Source organism: Mycobacterium gallinarum (assembly GCF_010726765.1).
Lineage (GTDB): Bacteria > Actinomycetota > Actinomycetes > Mycobacteriales > Mycobacteriaceae > Mycobacterium > Mycobacterium gallinarum.
Map to the genome: position 1 here is coordinate 5140004 of NZ_AP022601.1, position 17718 is coordinate 5157721.

The 17718-nt window shown below is 66.5% G+C and carries 21 protein-coding genes; 17 read left to right on the forward strand and 4 right to left on the reverse strand.

The genetic code is table 11. The annotated features are described in order from the left end of the window. Positions 1-11 precede the first annotated feature (11 nt). The 5 genes from mshA to regX all read left to right on the forward strand — a co-directional run bounded on the left by mshA (position 12) and on the right by regX (position 4722). The gene (gene mshA, locus G6N42_RS25285; protein ID WP_163734494.1) at positions 12-1400 is read left to right on the forward strand and encodes a D-inositol-3-phosphate glycosyltransferase; all 1389 of its coding nucleotides are present in this window, start codon (positions 12-14) and stop codon (positions 1398-1400) included. Next, positions 1397-1942, forward strand: a complete 546-nt coding sequence (locus tag G6N42_RS25290) for a type III secretion system chaperone family protein (RefSeq protein WP_163734497.1) — start codon at positions 1397-1399, stop codon at positions 1940-1942. Before mshA ends, G6N42_RS25290 begins: the two co-directional genes overlap by 4 nt. Before the next feature lie 10 nt (positions 1943-1952). Beyond that, positions 1953-2699 carry a phosphoglyceromutase gene (locus tag G6N42_RS25295; protein WP_163734500.1) on the forward strand — a complete coding sequence of 249 codons (747 nt, stop codon included), beginning with the start codon at positions 1953-1955 and terminating at the stop codon, positions 2697-2699. Positions 2700-2840: 141 nt separating this feature from the next. Beyond that, complete coding sequence (locus G6N42_RS25300; RefSeq protein WP_163734503.1) at positions 2841-4028, forward strand: sensor histidine kinase; 1188 nt, start codon at positions 2841-2843, stop codon at positions 4026-4028. A 7-nt stretch (positions 4029-4035) separates the two neighbouring features. Beyond that, the gene (gene regX, locus G6N42_RS25305; protein ID WP_163734506.1) at positions 4036-4722 is read left to right on the forward strand and encodes a two-component sensory transduction protein RegX; all 687 of its coding nucleotides are present in this window, start codon (positions 4036-4038) and stop codon (positions 4720-4722) included. On the opposite strand, the gene G6N42_RS25310 is transcribed toward regX, so the two are convergent. Both G6N42_RS25310 and G6N42_RS25315 read right to left on the reverse strand, forming a co-directional pair. After that, on the reverse strand, positions 4719-5003 hold the full coding sequence (locus G6N42_RS25310) for a YciI family protein (RefSeq protein ID WP_163734508.1): 285 nt from the start codon (positions 5001-5003) through the stop codon (positions 4719-4721). The genes regX and G6N42_RS25310 overlap by 4 nt on opposite strands. After that, positions 5000-5794, reverse strand: coding sequence for a DUF3109 family protein (locus tag G6N42_RS25315; protein WP_163738212.1), 795 nt, complete (start codon positions 5792-5794; stop codon positions 5000-5002). Before G6N42_RS25315 ends, G6N42_RS25310 begins: the two co-directional genes overlap by 4 nt. Before the next feature lie 48 nt (positions 5795-5842). Between G6N42_RS25315 and G6N42_RS25320 the strand changes: the two genes are divergently transcribed. The 9 genes from G6N42_RS25320 to G6N42_RS25360 all read left to right on the forward strand — a co-directional run bounded on the left by G6N42_RS25320 (position 5843) and on the right by G6N42_RS25360 (position 13476). Further along, complete coding sequence (locus tag G6N42_RS25320) at positions 5843-6808, forward strand: Ppx/GppA family phosphatase (protein ID WP_163734511.1); 966 nt, start codon at positions 5843-5845, stop codon at positions 6806-6808. A 57-nt stretch (positions 6809-6865) separates the two neighbouring features. Further along, entirely contained in the window at positions 6866-7993 is a 1128-nt protein-coding gene (locus tag G6N42_RS25325; protein ID WP_163734514.1) for an Rv0497 family membrane protein, read from the forward strand. A gap of 28 nt (positions 7994-8021) precedes the next feature. After that, positions 8022-8867, forward strand: coding sequence for a sugar phosphate isomerase/epimerase family protein (locus tag G6N42_RS25330; protein WP_163734517.1), 846 nt, complete (start codon positions 8022-8024; stop codon positions 8865-8867). 16 nt (positions 8868-8883) lie between these two features. Next, on the forward strand, positions 8884-9696 hold the full coding sequence (locus G6N42_RS25335; RefSeq protein WP_163734520.1) for a thioesterase family protein: 813 nt from the start codon (positions 8884-8886) through the stop codon (positions 9694-9696). 30 nt (positions 9697-9726) lie between these two features. After that, a complete protein-coding gene (proC, locus tag G6N42_RS25340; protein WP_174262162.1) occupies positions 9727-10599 on the forward strand; it encodes a pyrroline-5-carboxylate reductase in 873 nt (290 codons plus the stop codon). Between the two features lie 139 nt (positions 10600-10738). Next, entirely contained in the window at positions 10739-10996 is a 258-nt protein-coding gene (locus tag G6N42_RS25345) for a helix-turn-helix domain-containing protein (RefSeq protein ID WP_163734524.1), read from the forward strand. A 162-nt stretch (positions 10997-11158) separates the two neighbouring features. Next, complete coding sequence (locus G6N42_RS25350) at positions 11159-11260, forward strand: 30S ribosomal protein bS22 (RefSeq protein ID WP_003402602.1); 102 nt, start codon at positions 11159-11161, stop codon at positions 11258-11260. 29 nt (positions 11261-11289) lie between these two features. After that, a complete protein-coding gene (locus G6N42_RS25355; protein ID WP_163734527.1) occupies positions 11290-12366 on the forward strand; it encodes an SDR family oxidoreductase in 1077 nt (358 codons plus the stop codon). A 39-nt stretch (positions 12367-12405) separates the two neighbouring features. After that, positions 12406-13476, forward strand: a complete 1071-nt coding sequence (locus G6N42_RS25360) for a lysophospholipid acyltransferase family protein (protein ID WP_163734530.1) — start codon at positions 12406-12408, stop codon at positions 13474-13476. A 16-nt stretch (positions 13477-13492) separates the two neighbouring features. On the opposite strand, the gene G6N42_RS25365 is transcribed toward G6N42_RS25360, so the two are convergent. Further along, the gene (locus tag G6N42_RS25365; protein WP_163734535.1) at positions 13493-14032 is read right to left on the reverse strand and encodes an FAS1-like dehydratase domain-containing protein; all 540 of its coding nucleotides are present in this window, start codon (positions 14030-14032) and stop codon (positions 13493-13495) included. A 51-nt stretch (positions 14033-14083) separates the two neighbouring features. Beyond that, positions 14084-14968: an HAD family hydrolase gene (locus G6N42_RS25370; RefSeq protein ID WP_410506690.1), complete on the reverse strand. Its 885-nt coding sequence runs from the start codon at positions 14966-14968 to the stop codon at positions 14084-14086. A 56-nt stretch (positions 14969-15024) separates the two neighbouring features. On the opposite strand from G6N42_RS25370, the gene G6N42_RS25375 reads away from it, so the two are divergent. The 3 genes from G6N42_RS25375 to hemC all read left to right on the forward strand — a co-directional run bounded on the left by G6N42_RS25375 (position 15025) and on the right by hemC (position 17694). Then, positions 15025-15291 carry a glutaredoxin family protein gene (locus tag G6N42_RS25375; protein ID WP_163734541.1) on the forward strand — a complete coding sequence of 89 codons (267 nt, stop codon included), beginning with the start codon at positions 15025-15027 and terminating at the stop codon, positions 15289-15291. Between the two features lie 114 nt (positions 15292-15405). Continuing rightward, positions 15406-16749, forward strand: a complete 1344-nt coding sequence (locus G6N42_RS25380; RefSeq protein WP_163734544.1) for a glutamyl-tRNA reductase — start codon at positions 15406-15408, stop codon at positions 16747-16749. A 3-nt stretch (positions 16750-16752) separates the two neighbouring features. Then, on the forward strand, positions 16753-17694 hold the full coding sequence (hemC, locus tag G6N42_RS25385) for a hydroxymethylbilane synthase (RefSeq protein ID WP_163734546.1): 942 nt from the start codon (positions 16753-16755) through the stop codon (positions 17692-17694). Positions 17695-17718: the final 24 nt, after the last annotated feature.

The following is a 17718-nucleotide window of genomic DNA, read 5'->3' on the forward strand; positions in this document are numbered from 1 at the left end:
GACATGTGTGTGTGCGCCCAGCCACGGATCTGACCGGCCTTCCGGCTCCGGGGCCTAATGTCGCCGGCCTTCCGGCTCCGGGGCCGAATGTCGCCGGCCTTCCGGCTCCGCGACGAGTAGCCGTTCTTTCGGTCCACACCTCGCCGCTGGCGCAGCCCGGCACCGGAGACGCCGGCGGAATGAACGTCTACGTCCTGCAGAGCGCGCTGCAGATGGCCCGCCGCGGCGTCGAGGTGGAGATCTTCACCAGGGCGACGTCGTCGGCCGATTCGCCCGTCGTGCACGTCGCGCCCGGAGTTCTCGTCCGCAACGTCGTCGCCGGCCCGTTCGAGGGTCTGGACAAGTACGACCTGCCCACCCAGCTGTGCGCCTTCACCGCGGGCGTCCTGCGCGCCGAGGCCACCCACGAGCCCGGCTACTACGACGTCGTGCACTCGCACTACTGGTTGTCGGGTCAGGTGGGCTGGCTGGCACGGGATCGGTGGGCCGTGCCGCTCGTACATACGGCGCACACCCTGGCCGCGGTCAAGAATGCGGCGCTCGCCGACGGCGACGCGCCCGAGCCGCCGCTGCGCGCGGTCGGCGAGCAGCAGGTGGTCGACGAGGCCGACCGGATGATCGTCAACACCGAAACCGAAGCGCGCCAACTTGTTTCGCTGCACAACGCCGATCCGGCACGCATTGACATCGTCCACCCCGGCGTCGACCTCGAGCTCTTCACACCCGGTGACCGGGCCGCCTCACGCGCCGCGCTGGGGCTGCGCGCCGACGAGCAGGTGCTGGCCTTCGTCGGGCGGATCCAACCGCTGAAGGCGCCCGACGTCCTGCTGCGCGCCGCGGCCCGGCTGACCGGCCGGTTCGGCGCACTGCGGGTGCTCGTGGCCGGCGGACCGTCCGGCAGCGGGCTCGCCGCACCCGAATCGTTGATTCAATTGGCCGACGAACTGGGTATCACCGCACACGTGACTTTCCTGCCGCCGCAGTCGCGCGATCAACTCGTCGACGTGTACCGGGCCGCCGATCTGGTCGCCGTGCCGAGCTATTCGGAATCGTTCGGGCTCGTCGCCATCGAGGCGCAGGCCTGTGGGACGCCCGTCGTGGCGGCCGCCGTCGGCGGGCTGCCGGTCGCGGTGCGCGACGGCGTCACCGGAACGCTGGTCGACGGCCACGACGTGGACGACTGGGCGAACGCCATCGGCGCCGTGTTGGACAGGGGGCCGGAGACGATGCGTGCGGCCGCCGTCGAGCATGCCGCGACGTTCTCATGGACCCGCACCGTCGACGCGCTACTCACCAGCTACGGACGTGCGATGACCGACTACCGCGCCCGTCAGCGCAAGGACGTGGCGGCGCGCCGCAGTGTCCGGCGCTTCACGATCCGGCGCGGGGTGCGTGCGTGACTGCCAGCGTGCGGGACGTCATCGAGCAGACCTGCAAGGAGAACGGCCTCACCTGCACCCGCCATGAAGGCGCCCGCGGCGGGTTACCCGGCATCATCGTCGAACTGCCCGGCGAGCGTCGGCTGACAACCAACACCATCCTGTCCATCGGAGAGCATTCGGTGCGCGTGGAGGCGTTCGTCTGCCGTAAACCCGACGAAAACCACGAGGGCGTCTACCGGTTTCTGCTGAAGCGCAACCGCCGTCTGTACGGCGTCGCCTACACGCTGGACAACGTCGGTGACATCTACCTCGTCGGGCGGATGGCGCTGGCCTCGGTGACCTCCGACGAGATCGACCGGGTGCTCGGCCAAGTACTCGAAGCCGTCGACTCGGACTTCAACACCTTGCTGGAGTTGGGTTTTCGGTCGTCCATCCAAAAAGAGTGGGAGTGGCGGGTGTCGCGCGGCGAGTCACTGAAGAACTTGCAGGCCTTCGCTCACCTCATCGACGACGGATGGGGTGGCGGGAACGGCACAGCCGAGGAGACCTCTCCCGACTAGGCTCTGTGCCATGGGAGACTCCACGCTGATTCTGCTGCGGCACGGTGAGAGCGAGTGGAATGCGAAGAACTTGTTCACCGGCTGGGTCGACGTCGACCTCACCGACAAGGGCAGGGCCGAGGCGCTGCGCGCTGGCGAGCTGATCAAGGAGCTCGACCGTCAGCCCGACGTGCTGTACACCTCGCTGCTGCGCCGCGCGATCACCACCGCGAACCTGGCGCTGGACGCCGCGGACCGGCACTGGATTCCGGTGCACCGCGACTGGCGGCTCAACGAGCGGCACTACGGCGCCCTGCAGGGTCTCAACAAGGCCGAGACCAAGGACAAGTACGGCGACGAGCAGTTCATGAAGTGGCGGCGCAGCTACGACACCCCGCCACCGCCGATCGAGGCGGGCAGCACGTTCAGCCAGGACCGCGATCCGCGGTACGCCGATATCGGCGGCGGCCCGCTGACCGAGTGCCTCAAGGACGTCGTCGAGCGATTCGTGCCGTATTTCGAGGGCACGATCGTGCCCGATCTTCGGGCCGGCAAGACCGTGCTGATCGCCGCCCATGGCAACTCGCTGCGCGCGTTGGTGAAGTATCTGGACGGAATGTCGGACGAAGACGTGGTCGGACTGAACATTCCGACCGGCATTCCTCTTCGCTACGACCTGGATTCCGACCTCAAGCCCACGGTCGTCGGCGGCACCTACCTGGACCCCGAGGCCGCGGCGGCGGGCGCGGCCGCAGTTGCTGCGCAGGGCGCGAAGTAGACCGCGACGCAGTGCCGCCGGGCAAACGGCGGGTTAACGGGGGAAAGCCAGGGTTCGAATTTCCTAGATTCCTTCTGTGACTTGTCCCGATTTGGCCGCACGCTGCTGGGATGACGTTCACCGGATGCGTACGATTTTCGCGTGAGTGTGGTAACGGCGCTGCTGCTGTCGGCGCTCGTGGCACTGCTCGCCCTGGTGATCGGTGCGGCGCTCGGGGCGGGGTTGGCGCCCCGTCTGATGGAGCGCAGGCAACGGCGCGCGACCGCGCAGTCGGGGATCACCGTTTCCCAGATGCTCGCCCACATCGTGTCGCAGTCGCCGGTCGGGATCGTCGTGGTCGACACCTACCGTGACGTGGTCTACACCAACGACCGGGCGCGCGAGTTGGGTCTCGTGCGTGACCGGCTGCTCGACGACCGCGCGTGGCTGGCGGCCGAACGCACCCTGACGACCGGCGAGGACGGTGAGGTCGACCTGTCGCCACGAAAGCGTGCTCATCCGGGCCGATCGGGATTATCGATCCGTGGGCACGTCCGCCTGCTGACCGAGCAGGATCGCCGCTTCGCCGTCGTCTACGTCGACGACCAGTCCGAGCATGCGCGGATGGAGGCGACCCGCCGTGACTTCGTCGCCAACGTCAGCCACGAACTCAAGACCCCCGTCGGGGCGATGGGGGTGCTCGCCGAGGCGGTGCTGGCGTCGGCCGACGACCCCGACACAGTGCGCCGGTTCGCCGAGAAGATGTTGGTGGAGTCGAATCGGCTGGGCAACATGGTGGGCGAGCTGATCGAGCTGTCGCGGCTGCAGGGCGCCGAACCGCTGCCCGACCTGGAAGCCGTCGACGTCGACACCGTGGTGGCCGAGGCGTTGTCGCGGTACAAGGTGGCCGCCGACAACGCCGACATCGCGATCACCACCGACGCGCCGACCGGATTCCGTGTGCTGGGCGACCAGCCGCTGTTGGTCACCGCCATCGCGAACCTGGTGTCCAACGCAATTGCGTACTCGCCTAACGGTTCTGCGGTGTCGATCAGCAGGCGCCGCCGCGGCGACAACATCGAAATCGCCGTCACCGACCGCGGTTTCGGCATCGCCAGCGCGGATCAAGAGCGGGTGTTCGAACGGTTCTTCCGCGTCGACAAGGCGCGTTCCCGGGCCACCGGCGGCACGGGACTCGGATTGGCGATCGTGAAACACGTCGCCGCCAACCACAACGGAACCATCCGGCTGTGGAGTCAACCAGGAACGGGATCGACGTTCACCCTGTCGATTCCGGCATATCCGCAGGGTGACGATGACCTAGAAGTGCACGTCGAACGAGAGGACTAGCTAGACAATGACCAGCGTGTTGATCGTGGAGGACGAGGAGTCCTTGGCCGATCCCCTGGCCTTTCTCCTGCGCAAGGAGGGCTTCGAGGCCACGGTGGTGGCCGACGGGCCGTCGGCCCTGGCCGAGTTCGAGCGGGCCGGTGCCGACATCGTCCTGTTGGACCTGATGCTCCCGGGGATGAGCGGTACCGACGTTTGCAAGCAATTGCGTTCGCGCTCAAGTGTTCCCGTAATCATGGTGACTGCTCGCGATAGTGAAATCGACAAGGTGGTCGGACTCGAACTCGGAGCCGACGACTACGTGACGAAGCCGTACTCCGCGCGGGAACTGATTGCGCGTATTCGCGCCGTGCTGCGTCGCGGCAGCGACAACGACGACGCAGCGATCGGCGACGGCGTTTTGGAAGCCGGGCCGGTGCGGATGGACGTCGAACGGCACGTTGTTTCGGTCAACGGCGATATGATCACGTTGCCGCTCAAAGAGTTCGACCTGCTCGAGTACTTGATGCGCAACAGTGGCCGGGTGCTCACCCGCGGTCAGCTGATCGACCGGGTGTGGGGTGCCGACTACGTCGGCGACACGAAAACCCTTGACGTGCACGTGAAACGGCTGCGGTCGAAGATCGAGTCCGACCCCGCGAATCCCGTTCATCTGGTCACGGTCCGCGGCTTGGGCTACAAACTGGAGGGCTAGGAACCCAGGATCTCAAAAACCTCAAAGGTGTTGACCCCCGCGGTGACTGACGGATCGCGCTCCGCGATGGCCAGCACCTCGGCGCGGTCGGCCGCGCGCAGGACGCCAAGGCCCCACACGCCCTCGGGGTCGGCGACCGGACCGTAGACCACGACCCTGCCGTCGGCCTCCAGCTGCTGCCAGTAATCTTGATGAGCTGCCATGGCCTGCTGTTCGGCCGGTGTCATCGTCTGCGCGAAATCCGCACGGGGCGGAGTGAGGCGAAAGAAGAAGAGGCTCATTCGGCCGCGCGGGTCGCGGGGTGCACGGCGATCAGCCCTAAAGCGCTGCGCCGCTTACACATCGCGGCCAGCTCTGCGTAGGCCTTCTCGCCGAGCAGTTCGGTGAGTTCTGCGGCGTAGGACTCCCAGACCTGTTTCTTCCCGACGTGCGCGTTCGGATCGCCGGTGCAGTACCAGTGCAGGTCGGCGCCGCCCTCGCCCCAGCCCCGCCGGTCGTACTCGGTGATCCACGTCTTCAGTATCTCGGTCCCGTCGGGTCGTTCCACCCATTCCTGGGTGCGGCGGATCGGCAGCTGCCAGCAGACCTCGGGTTTGAGGGTCAGCGGTTCGACGCCGATCTTGAGCGCTTTCGAATGCAGCGCGCACCCGATGCCACCGGGGAAGCCGGGACGGTTCAGAAAGATGCAGGCGCCCTTGTACTTCCGTGTGCGCAAATTGGGTTTGTCGTCGTACTCGTCCATCTCGAGGTAGCCCTTTTTACCGAGACCCTTGTCCCGGAATTGCCAGTCCTCGTCGGTCAGGAGTTTGACCGCCTCTTCGAGTTCGGCGATGTCGTTCTTGTCCGACATGAAGGCCCCGTGGCTGCAGCACCCGTCGTCGGGTCTGCCCTCCACGGTGCCCTGACAGGCGGGCGTGCCGAACACGCACGTCCACCGCGACAGCAGCCACGTCATGTCGGCCGCGATCAGATGCTCGGGGTTGTCGGGATCGAAAAACTCCACCCACTCACGGGCAAAGTCGAGTTCAACCTCGCCGGGCCCGAGTGATTTGCTCTTCGCCCGAGGACTCATCGCTGATGCGCTCACAGTATTCAACGGTAAACCCACTACCGTGTAGAGGTGCGATTAGGCGTGCTGGATGTCGGCAGCAATACCGTCCACCTCTTGGTGGTGGACGCGCGTCGGGGCGGCCACCCGACGCCCATGAGTTCGACAAAGGCGTCGCTGCGCCTGGCAGAGTCAATCGACAACAACGGCAAGCTCACTCGCAAGGGCGCCGACAAGTTGATCGGCACGCTCGACGAGTTCTCCAAGATCGCGGCGAGTTCGGGTTGCGCCGAGTTGATGGCGTTCGCGACTTCCGCGGTCCGCGATGCGAAGAACTCCGAAGAATTACTCGCCAGGGTGCACGCCGAGACCGGCGTGGCGCTGCAGGTGCTCAGCGGGGTCGACGAATCCCGGCTGACGTTCCTCGCAGTGCGTCGCTGGTACGGCTGGAGCGCGGGCCGCATCATCAACATCGACATCGGTGGCGGCTCGCTTGAACTGTCGAACGGCGTCGACGAGGAGCCTGAGGTTGCGCTGTCGCTGCCGTTCGGTGCGGGCAGGCTGACGCGGGAATGGCTGCCCGACGATCCCCCGGGCCGCCGCCGCGTGAACATGTTGCGCGACTGGCTGGCCACCGAGCTGGCCGACGCGGGCGCCGAGATGCTCAAGGCGGGCACTCCAGACCTGGCCGTCGCGACCTCGAAGACGTTCCGCTCGCTGGCCCGCCTCACCGGCGCGGCCCCGTCCGGGGCAGGTCCGAGGGTGAAGCGGACGTTGACGGCCACCGGCCTGCGGCAGCTCATAGCATTCATCTCTAGGATGACCGCGGCTGACCGTGCAGAGTTGGAAGGGGTGAGCGCCGAACGGGCGCCGCAGATCGTGGCCGGAGCCTTGGTAGCTGAGGCGAGCATGAAGGCTCTGGATGTCGAAAGCGTGGATATCTGTCCATGGGCATTGCGAGAAGGGCTGATTCTGCGGAAACTCGACAGCGAGGCTGATGGAACTGCCTTGGTGGAGACATCTGTCCAGCGACGCTGACCAGCAGACTGGAGGCTTACACGGCGCCGAATCCAGGGGCCCAGAGGCGAGAGACGAATGACAGGACCAGAAGACAGCCAGAGCACGCGACCGATCTCGGTCGCGGAGTTGCTGGCCCGTAACGGCACAATCGGTGCCCCGCCGGTCGGGGGCCGCCGCAGGCGCCGTCGCGGCGACACCGACTCGATCTCCGTCGCGGAGCTGACCGGTGAGATTCCGATCGTCACCGATCGCGACATCGTCGAACAGCCCGTCGCCGAAGAACCGTCGGCCCAGCCGGATGTCGCCGAGCCCGTCGAGGTCCCTGTCGAACAGGGCGAATCTGTCGAGCCGCCGGAGCTGACCGGCCCCGCTGTGAGTAACGGCGCCGTCGACCATCAGGACACCGACGTGGTCGAAGCGGTCGAGGCCGACGAGGCCGACGAGGCCGATGAGGCCGTCGAACAGGACGCGGCCGATGAGGCCGTCGAACAGGACGCGGCCGACGAGACCGACGATGACTATGCCGACGCGGTCACCGACTACGCCGCGCACATGCAGCAGCGGGACACCGACGCCGACGTCGACTTCTTCGCGCCACCGCGGCGCTCGAATTACGCGCCGCGCCGGTTCGGCGCGCTGGTCGACGCCGAGGAGATGAGCCCCGATCCGGACCCGGTCGACGACGACACCGCCCTGGACTGGTCGGCGCCCGAGATCGAGTCCGAGGACGACATCGACGCCCTCGATACGGTCGGCGACCTCGAGGACGACGCCAAGGATTCCGACCGCTCGCCGTCCTATCCGCGTCCCGTAGAGGGTGCGTTGTTCGGCGGCCAGACCGTCGCCGACGACATCGCGCGCAGGGGCGCAGCGCCAACGCCCGAAGACATCGAACTCGACGACCCGGATCACGAGATCGAAGCGGCCGAGCCGACGACCATGTCGTCGTTCATGCACGGTGTGTGGATCGTGGGGCAGTGCGTCCTGGCGGTCGCGTTCGGCGCCGGCCTGTTCGTCGCTTTCGACCAGCTGTGGAAGTGGAACAACATCGTCGCGCTGGTGCTGTCGGTCCTGGTGATTCTCGGCCTCGTCGTCGGGGTGCGGGTGGTGCGCAAGACCGAGGACATCGGCAGCACGCTGATCGCAGTGGCTGTAGGGGCTCTCGTCACGTTGGGTCCCTTGGCGCTGCTGCAGTCGGGTTGACGGCGACCACCGCCGCCGAACAGCCAACGTGCGCCCCGCAATCAAGGTCGGTCTGTCGACGGCCTCGGTCTATCCGCTGAGGACCGAGGCTGCTTTCGAGTACGCCGCAACCCTGGGCTACGACGGTGTCGAGCTGATGGTGTGGGCCGAAACCGTTTCTCAGGACATCGATGCCATCGCCGAGCTGTCCGAGCGCTACGAGATGCCGGTGCTGTCGGTACACGCACCCTGTCTGCTGATCTCGCAGCGTGTGTGGGGCGCCAATCCGATCTCGAAACTGGAGCGCAGCGTGCGGGCCGCCGAACAGCTCGGCGCACAAACGGTCGTCGTCCATCCGCCGTTCCGGTGGCAGCGCCGGTACGCCGAAGGGTTCAGCACGCAGGTCGCCGAATTGGAGGCGTCCAGCGAGGTGATGGTGGCGGTGGAGAACATGTTCCCGTTCCGTGCCGACCGGTTCTTCGGTGCGGGCCAGACGTCGATCGAGCGGATGCGCAAACGCGGGGGTAAGCCAGGACCGGGCATCTCGGCGTTCGCGCCGTCCTACGACCCGCTGGACGGCAACCACGCGCACTACACGCTCGACCTGTCGCATACCGCGACCGCGGGCACCGACGCCCTCGAGATGGCTCACCGGATGGGTGAGGGCCTGGTGCACCTGCATCTGTGCGACGGCAGCGGCGCGTCAACCGACGAACACCTGGTTCCCGGCCGCGGCACCCAGCCGACCGTCGAGGTGTGCGAGATGCTGGCGGCGAGCGACTTCTCCGGGCATGTGATCCTTGAGGTGACGACGTCGGGGGCGCGGTCGGCGAGTGAGCGCGAGGCGCTGCTGGCCGAGTCCCTGCAGTTCGCTCGCGCCAATCTGCTGCGCTGACCGAGGTGAGGATCCCATGCCGAGCTCGACCCTGTTCACCGATGCCATGGCGCTGACGAGCGCCGGCGACGGCGTGTATGACGGTGAGCTGAACGAACATTGGACGATCGGCGAAAAGGTGCACGGCGGGGCGATGCTGGCGCTGTGCGCCAACGCTGCGCGCACCGAGCATGGGGGAGATGTTCAGCCGATTGCGATCTCGGGCAACTTCCTGTGGGCACCCGATCCCGGCCCGATGCGTCTGACGACGACCGTGCGCAAGCGGGGCCGTCGCGTCAGCCTCATCGACGTCGAACTCCATCAAGGTGACAGGACAGCGGTGCGGGCGTCGGTGACGCTGGGGGAGCCAGAGCATCACGTGCCTCCGCTGCTTTCGGTCAATCCCGTCATCCCGCTGATGCAGCCGGAACCGCCGCCTGGGCTGGACCCGATCGGCCCCGGCCACCGGATGGCCGACATCGTCCATCTGGCGCACGGGTGCGATATCCGTCCGTCGCTGACGACGATGGAGCCGCGCGCCGACGGTGGTCCGCCGGTGATCGAGTACTGGGTTCGCCCCAAGGGGGTGGCACCCGACGTGCTGTTCGCACTGCTGTGCGGCGATGTGTCGGCTCCGGTGACGTTCGGGGTCAACAGGTTCGGTTGGGCGCCTACCGTGCAACTGACCGCCTATCTGCGGGCATTGCCTGCCGACGGCTGGCTGCGGGTGCTGTGTACGACGGTGCAGATCGGCCAGGACTGGTTCGACGAGGACCACATCGTCGTCGACTGCGCGGGGCACATCGTCGTGCAAAGCCGCCAGCTGGCGTTGGTGCCGCCCCCGCAGTAACCGCGCGCTGCATCTGCAATGCTTGCCCGCATGGCCAGAATCGCGATCATCGGTGGCGGGAGTATGGGCGAGGCGCTGCTGTCGGGCATGCTGCGCGCCGGTCGGCAGGTCAAGGACCTGGTGGTTGCGGAGAAGGATCCCGACCGCGCCAAGTTCCTGTCGGAGACGTACTCGGTGCTGGTCACGACGGTGGGTGACGCGGTCGACACCGCGACGTACGTCATCGTGGCGGTGAAGCCGTTCGACGTCGAGGGGCTGGTCGCCGAGATCGCCGATGCCGCGGCCAGGGCCGAAACCGATACTGCCGAAAAGGTTTTCGTGACTGTCGCGGCCGGCGTCACGGCGGCGTTCTATGAGAACAAGCTGCCTGCGGGGTCGCCTGTCATCCGGGTGATGCCCAACGCCCCGGTCGTCGTCGGGGGCGGGGTGAGCGCCTTGGCGCCGGGCCGCTTCGCTACTGCAGACCACCTCAAAGGGGTGTCGTCGATCTTCGACGCGGTAGGCGGTGTGCTCACCGTGCCGGAGTCACAGCTCGACGCCGTCACCGCCGTGTCCGGATCGGGTCCGGCCTACTTCTTCCTGATGGTCGAGGCCTTGGTGGACGCGGGCGTGGCCGCGGGTCTGTCGCGGTCGGTGGCGACCGATCTGGTCGTGCAAACGATGGCGGGTTCGGCCGCTATGTTGCTGGAGCGGCTCGATGAGGCGCAGCCGTCGGGGGAAGTCGCGCTGGGGACGGCGATCGACACCACGGCGGCTCAGCTACGCGCGACAGTTACCTCGCCCGGGGGTACCACCGCAGCTGGTCTGCGAGAACTCGAACGAGGCGGTTTGCGGGCCGCCGTAGCTTCCGCGGTCGAAGCCGCAAAAACCCGGTCTGAGCAGCTGGGAATTACATCCCAGTAATTCAATCAATTCAAATTGATTAGCCCACACCCGTCGCAGTAACCCCATACGCCACGCTATTCTCCTCGTGTAAGCACGGGTTGGTGCCAGCGGTGGGGAAGCTGCTGGGACTGCTCGTGCCTGAACTGAATGGGTTGCGATGACGTCTATGAACGGGCCATCGGGTCGTGATTCGGCGAGCGGCAAGCGGGACAGCAGCGGTTCCGACGGCCAGCCGCCTCGTGCTCAATTTCTCACCGTCGCGGAAGTGGCCAGCCTGATGCGGGTCAGCAAGATGACGGTATATCGCTTGGTGCACAACGGAGAGTTGCCCGCAGTGCGTGTCGGCCGCTCTTTCCGCGTGCACGCCAAGGCAGTGCACGACATGCTCGAAAGCTCGTACTTCGACGCGGGCTGATTGTTTGGTTGTCCTCGCCCCGCACCGCTGACCACCGAGCCCGATGTCACCGAGCCTTCCGGCTCCGTCACGCGCTTTTCGTTTAGCCTGACCGCCCAGGTAAGGTAGCGGGTCGAGTCACGTGCGCGGAAGTGCACAAACATCATCTAGATTGCGGAGTTCATGGGTTCAGTCATCAAGAAGCGGCGCAAGCGTATGTCGAAGAAGAAGCACCGCAAGCTGCTTCGTCGCACCAGGGTCCAGCGCAGAAAACTCGGCAAGTAGTTCTCGCGCTCGGTCGCTAGGCTGACCGGATGGATTCTGAGGGTCGTTCTCCAGACGACACCGTCCACTACCCGAAGGTCGTGCTTGTCACGGGCGCATGCCGATTTCTCGGCGGGTATCTGACGGCACGGTTGGCCCAGAACCCGCTGATCAATCACGTCATCGCCGTCGACGCCATCGCCCCGAGCAAGGATCTGCTGCGCAGAATGGGTCGCGCCGAGTTCGTGCGTGCCGACATCCGTAACCCGTTCATTGCGAAGGTCATCCGCAACGGTGAGGTCGACACCGTTGTGCACGCCGCCGCGGCCTCCTACGCGCCGCGAGCCGGGGGGCGGGCCGTGCTCAAAGAGCTCAACGTGATGGGCGCGATCCAGCTGTTCGCCGCCTGCCAGAAGGCACCGACGGTGCGCAGGGTGATCGTGAAGTCGACGTCGGAGGTCTACGGCTCACACCCGCACGATCCCGTCCTGTTCACCGAGGCCAGCGGTGCGAGGCGGCCACCGGGCGAGGGCTTCGCCCGCGACAGCATCGACATCGAGGGCTACGCCCGCGGTCTCGGTCGGCGAAGGCCCGACATCACGGTCTCGATCCTGCGGCTGGCCAACATGATCGGTCCCGCGATGGACACCGCGTTGTCGCGGTATCTCGCAGGTCCGGTGGTGCCGACGGTCATCGGCCACGACGCGCGACTGCAGCTGCTGCACGAACAGGACGCGCTCGGCGCTTTGGAGCGCGCGACGATGGCGGGCAAGTCGGGCACCTTCAACATCGGTGCCACCGGGATCATGATGATGAGCCAGGCCATCCGGCGCGCCGGGCGCATCGCCCTGCCGGTACCTCGGTCCGCGCTCTCCGCTGTGGATTCGCTGTCGCGCGCAACTCGCTACACTGAGGTCGATCGAGAGCAGCTTGACTACTTGAGCTACGGCCGCGTCATGGATACGACACGTATGCGTAACGAGCTTGGCTACAGCCCGAAGTGGACAACCTTGGAAGCGTTTGACGATTACGTGAGAGGTCGCGGGTTGACTCCGATCATCGACCCGAAATGGGTACGCTCAATGGAGAGTCGCGCCGTGTCCATGGCGCAGCGGTGGGGAAGATAACAGCAACGATTCGAATCGGGTCGGGGAGAAGGTACGAAGGTGGCGGGCGAGTCGAAGGCCAAAGTCATTCCGCTGCATTCCAATTCGGGTCGATCGACGGCCCAGCGGCGGGCTGCGGCAGCGCGCGCGGAGAGTTCCCGTCGACATCCGTCCGTGTTCTCCGACAGCGGTGCGCACGCCTCCGCTGAGCAGATCGCCGCGGTCGTTCGCGAAATCGATCAGGCCCGTGGCGGCGCCGCGGGTGCCGGCGCCACCGACGCGACTCCCTCCGAACTCGCCAAACGAATAGGTGCGGGAGCTGAATTCATCCGCCAGCGGATGATGGGCGACTACACCGTCGACGAGTTCGGCTTCGATCCCCACCTCAATAACGCAATCTTCTTGCCTTTGCTGCGAGGGCTTTTCAAGTCGTGGTTCCGGGTCGAGGTCAGCGGTATCGAGAACCTCCCGGAAACCGGTGCCGCGTTGGTCGTCGCCAACCATGCCGGGGTGTTGCCCTTCGACGGGCTGATGACCTCAGTGGCGGTACACGACAACCATCCAACCAATCGCGATCTGCGCCTGCTGGCCGCCGACATGGTATTCGACATGCCCTTTCTCGGGCAGGCTGCGCGCAAGGCCGGGCACACCATGGCCTGCACGTCCGATGCGCACAGGCTATTGGCAGCCGGGGAACTCACCGCGGTCTTCCCCGAGGGCTATAAGGGTTTGGGCAAGCACTTCAAGGACCGCTACAAGCTGCAGCGGTTCGGCCGCGGCGGGTTCGTTGCCGCGGCCCTGCGGACCAAGGCGCCGATCGTGCCGTGCTCGATCGTCGGATCCGAAGAGATCTATCCGATGATCGCCGACGTCAAGCTGTTGGCCCGCCTGCTCGGCCTGCCGTACTTCCCCGTCACACCGCTGTTCCCGCTGGCCGGGCCCGTCGGCCTGGTGCCGCTTCCGTCGAAGTGGCACATCCAGTTCGGCGAGCCGATCTACACGTCGGATTACGACGAAGCGTCCGCCGATGATCCGATGGTGACCTTTGAGCTGACCGACCACGTCCGCGAGACCATCCAGCAGACGCTCTACCAGCTGTTGGCCAACCGGCGGAACGCCTTCTTCGGGTAGCGGCGCGTAACGGAAGCTAGCTCTGCTTAGAGCTTTGCTTGGCAATCATTTTCGCGATGGCGTCGTCGCGCGCCGCGGCGATCCGTGCGCTCACCTCGTCGGCCTCGGTGTCGGATTCGGCTTCGCCCATCACCGTGACGATGCTGGTGATCACCGGCTTGCCCTCGGCGTCGGTCACCTCACCGCGGATCTCGGTGAGAATCGCGCCGTGCGACTCCATGACCGAGTCCAGATAGGAATCGAAATACAGCTTGTCGCCCGCCAGGATGGGCCGGTGGAAGACCAACTTCTGATCGCGGTGCAGTACCCGCTCCATGTTGATCGGCACATCGAACTGGTTGAAGAGCTCCATCTGTACCCGACGGCCCGCCACCGCCAGGAACGTCAGTGACGCGACGAGGGCGTCGTGGCCGTACTCCTTGGCGGCTTCCTCGGAGTAGTGCGCCGGGTGCTCGTCTTTGACCGCACGCGCGAACTCACGGATCTTCTCCCGGTTGACCTCGAAATAGTCGGGGTAGCGGTAGTGGGTCCCGATGATGTCTTCAGCGATAGCCATGGCGTTCTCTTCGTCTCGTGATGTGCGGGCGCGAGCCTATCAGCGCTGGTCTCAGCGGCCGTCCTGGCGCCGCGACACTACCGCCGCCAATGCGCCGCCTGCGGCGCCCAGCGCCAGCGCCGACGGCACCCCGATGCGCGCGGCCTTACGCGCGGTGCGGAAGTCGCGGATCTCCCATCCGCGCTCCCTTGCGAGATCACGCAAGGCGGCGTCCGGATTGATCGCCACCGCGGTGCCGACCAGCGACAGCATCGGGACGTCGTTGAAGCTGTCCGAATACGCGGTGCAGCGCCGTAGGTTCAGGCCCTCCCGGATGGCCAGCGCCCGTACCGCATGCGCTTTACCTGCACCGTGCAGAATGTCGCCGACGAGCCGGCCGGTGAACACACCGTCGATCGATTCGGCGACGGTGCCCAGCGCACCGGTCAGCCCGAGCCGCTTGGCGATGGTGGCCGCCAGCTCGTAGGGCGTCGCGGTGACCAACCACACTTGTTGGCCGGCGTCGAGGTGCATCTGTGTCAGGGCGCGAGTGCCCGGCCAGATCTTGTCGGCGATGATCTGGTCGTAGATGTCCTCGCCGAGGGCCATCAGTTCCTCGGTCGACCGGCCCTCGATGAACGCGAGCGCCTTTCGCTTACCGGCGGCGACGTCGTCGCTGTTCTCCCGGCCGAGAAGTTGAAACTTGGCTTGCGCGTAAGCGAATCGGCCAAGATCGCCGTAGGTGAAGTACTTGCGGGCGGCCAGCCCACGCGCGAAATGCACCAGCGACGACCCGTGTACGAGCGTGTTGTCGACGTCGAAGAACGCCGCTGCGGTCAAGTCGGGCGGCGGGGCGCCTGCTGCGCTGGGCTCATCCAGGTCGAAGACCGCCGCACCCGCACTGGCCTCGCCTGCGAGCTTTTGATCATCGGCGTCTGTCCCCCCGGAGGGCTCGATGACGTCGGAGTCGGACACGAATTCAGCCTAGGTCACCGTGCGGAGATACTTGCGCCATGGGAAGACGGGTGGAACTGCTCACGCGTGCCGGCTGCACAATCTGCACCGGCGCCGCGGCGCGGCTCGCGGAGCTGGCCGACGAGCTGGGCTTCACGTTGACGATCACCGACGTCGACACCGCTGCGGCCGATGGGGACCCGGCGCTGCGGGCCGAGTTCGGCGATCGGCTGCCGGTGGTGCTGCTCGACGGCGCCGAACACAGCTACTGGGAAGTCGACGAGCCTCGGTTGCGGGCGGATCTCCGGAAACTGCCGCCGAAATAGGGTTCCGGTACGGATTCCGGCCGTCAGACGTGTCGAATGTCCCATCTCGGCAACGTCGATAATTTGGTGAGCTCGCTGGTCAACGATTACCTTGGATGACGTGGTGGACAAGCCGTGAGCGTGCTGCTTTTCGGGGTTTCGCACCGCAGCGCGCCGGTGTCTGTTCTCGAGCAGTTGAGCACCGATGAGGCAGAACAGGCCAAAATCATCGAGAAGGTCCTGCAGTCGTCGCTGGTGACTGAGGCCATGGTGCTGTCGACCTGCAACCGGGTCGAGGTCTACGCCGTCGTCGAGGCCTTCCACGGCGGACTGTCGGTGATCGGGCAGGTGCTTTCGGAGCACTCCGGTATGGGCCTCAACGACCTTACGAAATACGCGTACGTGCGCTATGCCGAGGCGGCCGTCGAGCACCTGTTCGCGGTGGCCAGCGGCCTGGATTCCGCGGTGATCGGCGAGCAGCAGGTGCTCGGGCAGGTGCGCCGGGCGTACGCCACCGCGGAGTCGAACCACACCGTGGGCCGCACGCTGCACGAACTGTCCCAGCGCGCCCTTTCCGTCGGCAAGCGGGTGCACGCCGAAACCGGTATCGACGCCGCCGGCGCGTCCGTGGTGTCGGTGGCGCTCGATATGGCCGACGCCAAGCTCGGTTCGTTGGCGGGCCGCAGCGCCGTTGTCATCGGCGCGGGCTCGATGGGTTCGCTGTCGGCGAAGTACCTGGTGAAGGCGGGTGTCGAGCGTATTCACGTGGTGAACCGCACGCTGCCGCGCGCGAAGCGGCTGGCCGAGAAGATCCGTGAGCTCGGTGTCACGGCCGACGCGTTCCCGTTCGACCACCTCACGCCGACGCTGACCGACGCCGACGTCGTCGTGAGCTGCACGGGCGCTGTCCGACCGGTGGTGTCGCTTGCCGATGTCCACCGCGGTCTCGCGCACGGTCAGACGCCCAAACAGCTGGTGATCTGCGACCTTGGCATGCCCCGCAACGTCGACCCGGCCGTCGCCGGTCTTCCCGACGTCTACGTCGTCGATATGGACAGGATCCAGCGCGAGCCGTCGGCGCGCGCCGCGGCGTCGGACACCGAGGCGGCCCGGACCATTGTCGCCGCCGAGGTGGCCAATTACCTTTCCGGCCAGCGGATGGCCGAGGTCACGCCCACCGTCACCGCGCTGCGCCAGCGCGCCGCCGACGTGGTCGAGGCCGAGCTGTTGCGGCTGGACAACCGGCTGCCGGGGCTTGAAGCGGCCCACCGCGACGAGGTCGCCAAGACGGTGCGACGGGTCGTCGACAAGCTCCTGCACGCTCCGACAGTCCGGGTCAAGCAGCTGGCCAGCGCCCCGGGCGGCGACAGCTACGCCGAGGCGTTGCGGGAGCTCTTCGAGCTCGACCAGCAGGCCGTCGACGCTGTCGCTGCGGGCGAATTGCCTTTGATGGCAACCGATCTCGACAAGACCGAGTAGAGCTTGACTGTAATCCGGATAGGGACCCGGGGCAGCCTGTTGGCGACAACCCAGGCCGGTCTCATCAAAGACGCGCTCGAGGGCAGGGGCCACGCCGCCGAGTTGGTCATCGTGTCCACCGAGGGCGATCGATCCGACGCGCCAGTGGCCGAGATCGGTATCGGCGTGTTCACCGCGGCGCTGCGGGAGGCGATTCACGACGGCCGTGTGGACATGGCGGTGCACTCCTACAAGGATTTGCCGACCGCGCCCGACGATCGATTCAAGATCGCTGCGATACCCCCGCGAGAGGACGCTCGCGACGCCCTGGTGGCCCGCGACGGCCTGGTCCTGGGAGAGTTGCCTGCCGGGTCGGTCATCGGCACATCGAGCCCGCGACGGGCCGCGCAGCTTAGAGCATTGGGTCTCGGTTTGGAAATCCGCCCCCTAAGAGGCAACCTTGACACCAGGTTGAACAGGGTAAGCAATGGTGACCTCGACGGCATCGTCGTCGCCCGGGCGGGTCTGGCCCGCATCGGACGATTAGCCGATGTCACCGAGACTCTGGAACCGGTGCAGATGTTGCCAGCGCCGGCTCAGGGTGCCCTCGCGGTCGAGTGCCGCGCAGGCGACACCGAGCTCGCCGCGCTGCTGTCGGAGTTGGACGACGCCGACACCCGCGCAGCGGTCACGGCGGAGCGGGCCCTGCTCGCCGCACTGGAGGCGGGTTGTTCCGCGCCGGTGGGTGCGATCGCTGAGGTGGTCGAGTCCATCGACGAGGACGGCCGGATCTTCGAAGAGGTGTCGTTGCGCGGTTGCGTGGCGACGCTGGACGGATCCGACGTGATCCGCGCGTCCGCGGTAGGGACTACCGATCGGGCACGGGAGCTGGGGCTCTCGGTGGCCGAGGAGTTGTTCGAGCTGGGGGCGCGCGAGCTCATGGCGGAACGCGACGGCAGTAGCTAGAGCTGCGACAAGCATCGAGGTGAG

What these genes read in the sequence shown, in the direction of transcription:
- G6N42_RS25295 (WP_163734500.1), top strand. Translation starts at nt 1,953, where the DNA reads ATGGGAGACTCCACGCTGATTCTGCTGCGGCACGGTGAGAGCGAGTGG.
- regX (WP_163734506.1), top strand. Translation starts at nt 4,036, where the DNA reads ATGACCAGCGTGTTGATCGTGGAGGACGAGGAGTCCTTGGCCGATCCC.
- G6N42_RS25310 (WP_163734508.1), bottom strand. Translation starts at nt 5,003, where the DNA reads ATGAGCCTCTTCTTCTTTCGCCTCACTCCGCCCCGTGCGGATTTCGCG.
- G6N42_RS25315 (WP_163738212.1), bottom strand. Translation starts at nt 5,794, where the DNA reads ATGAGTCCTCGGGCGAAGAGCAAATCACTCGGGCCCGGCGAGGTTGAA.
- G6N42_RS25325 (WP_163734514.1), top strand. Translation starts at nt 6,866, where the DNA reads ATGACAGGACCAGAAGACAGCCAGAGCACGCGACCGATCTCGGTCGCG.
- G6N42_RS25335 (WP_163734520.1), top strand. Translation starts at nt 8,884, where the DNA reads ATGCCGAGCTCGACCCTGTTCACCGATGCCATGGCGCTGACGAGCGCC.
- proC (WP_174262162.1), top strand. Translation starts at nt 9,727, where the DNA reads ATGGCCAGAATCGCGATCATCGGTGGCGGGAGTATGGGCGAGGCGCTG.
- G6N42_RS25345 (WP_163734524.1), top strand. Translation starts at nt 10,739, where the DNA reads ATGACGTCTATGAACGGGCCATCGGGTCGTGATTCGGCGAGCGGCAAG.
- G6N42_RS25350 (WP_003402602.1), top strand. Translation starts at nt 11,159, where the DNA reads ATGGGTTCAGTCATCAAGAAGCGGCGCAAGCGTATGTCGAAGAAGAAG.
- G6N42_RS25355 (WP_163734527.1), top strand. Translation starts at nt 11,290, where the DNA reads ATGGATTCTGAGGGTCGTTCTCCAGACGACACCGTCCACTACCCGAAG.
- G6N42_RS25365 (WP_163734535.1), bottom strand. Translation starts at nt 14,032, where the DNA reads ATGGCTATCGCTGAAGACATCATCGGGACCCACTACCGCTACCCCGAC.
- G6N42_RS25375 (WP_163734541.1), top strand. Translation starts at nt 15,025, where the DNA reads ATGGGAAGACGGGTGGAACTGCTCACGCGTGCCGGCTGCACAATCTGC.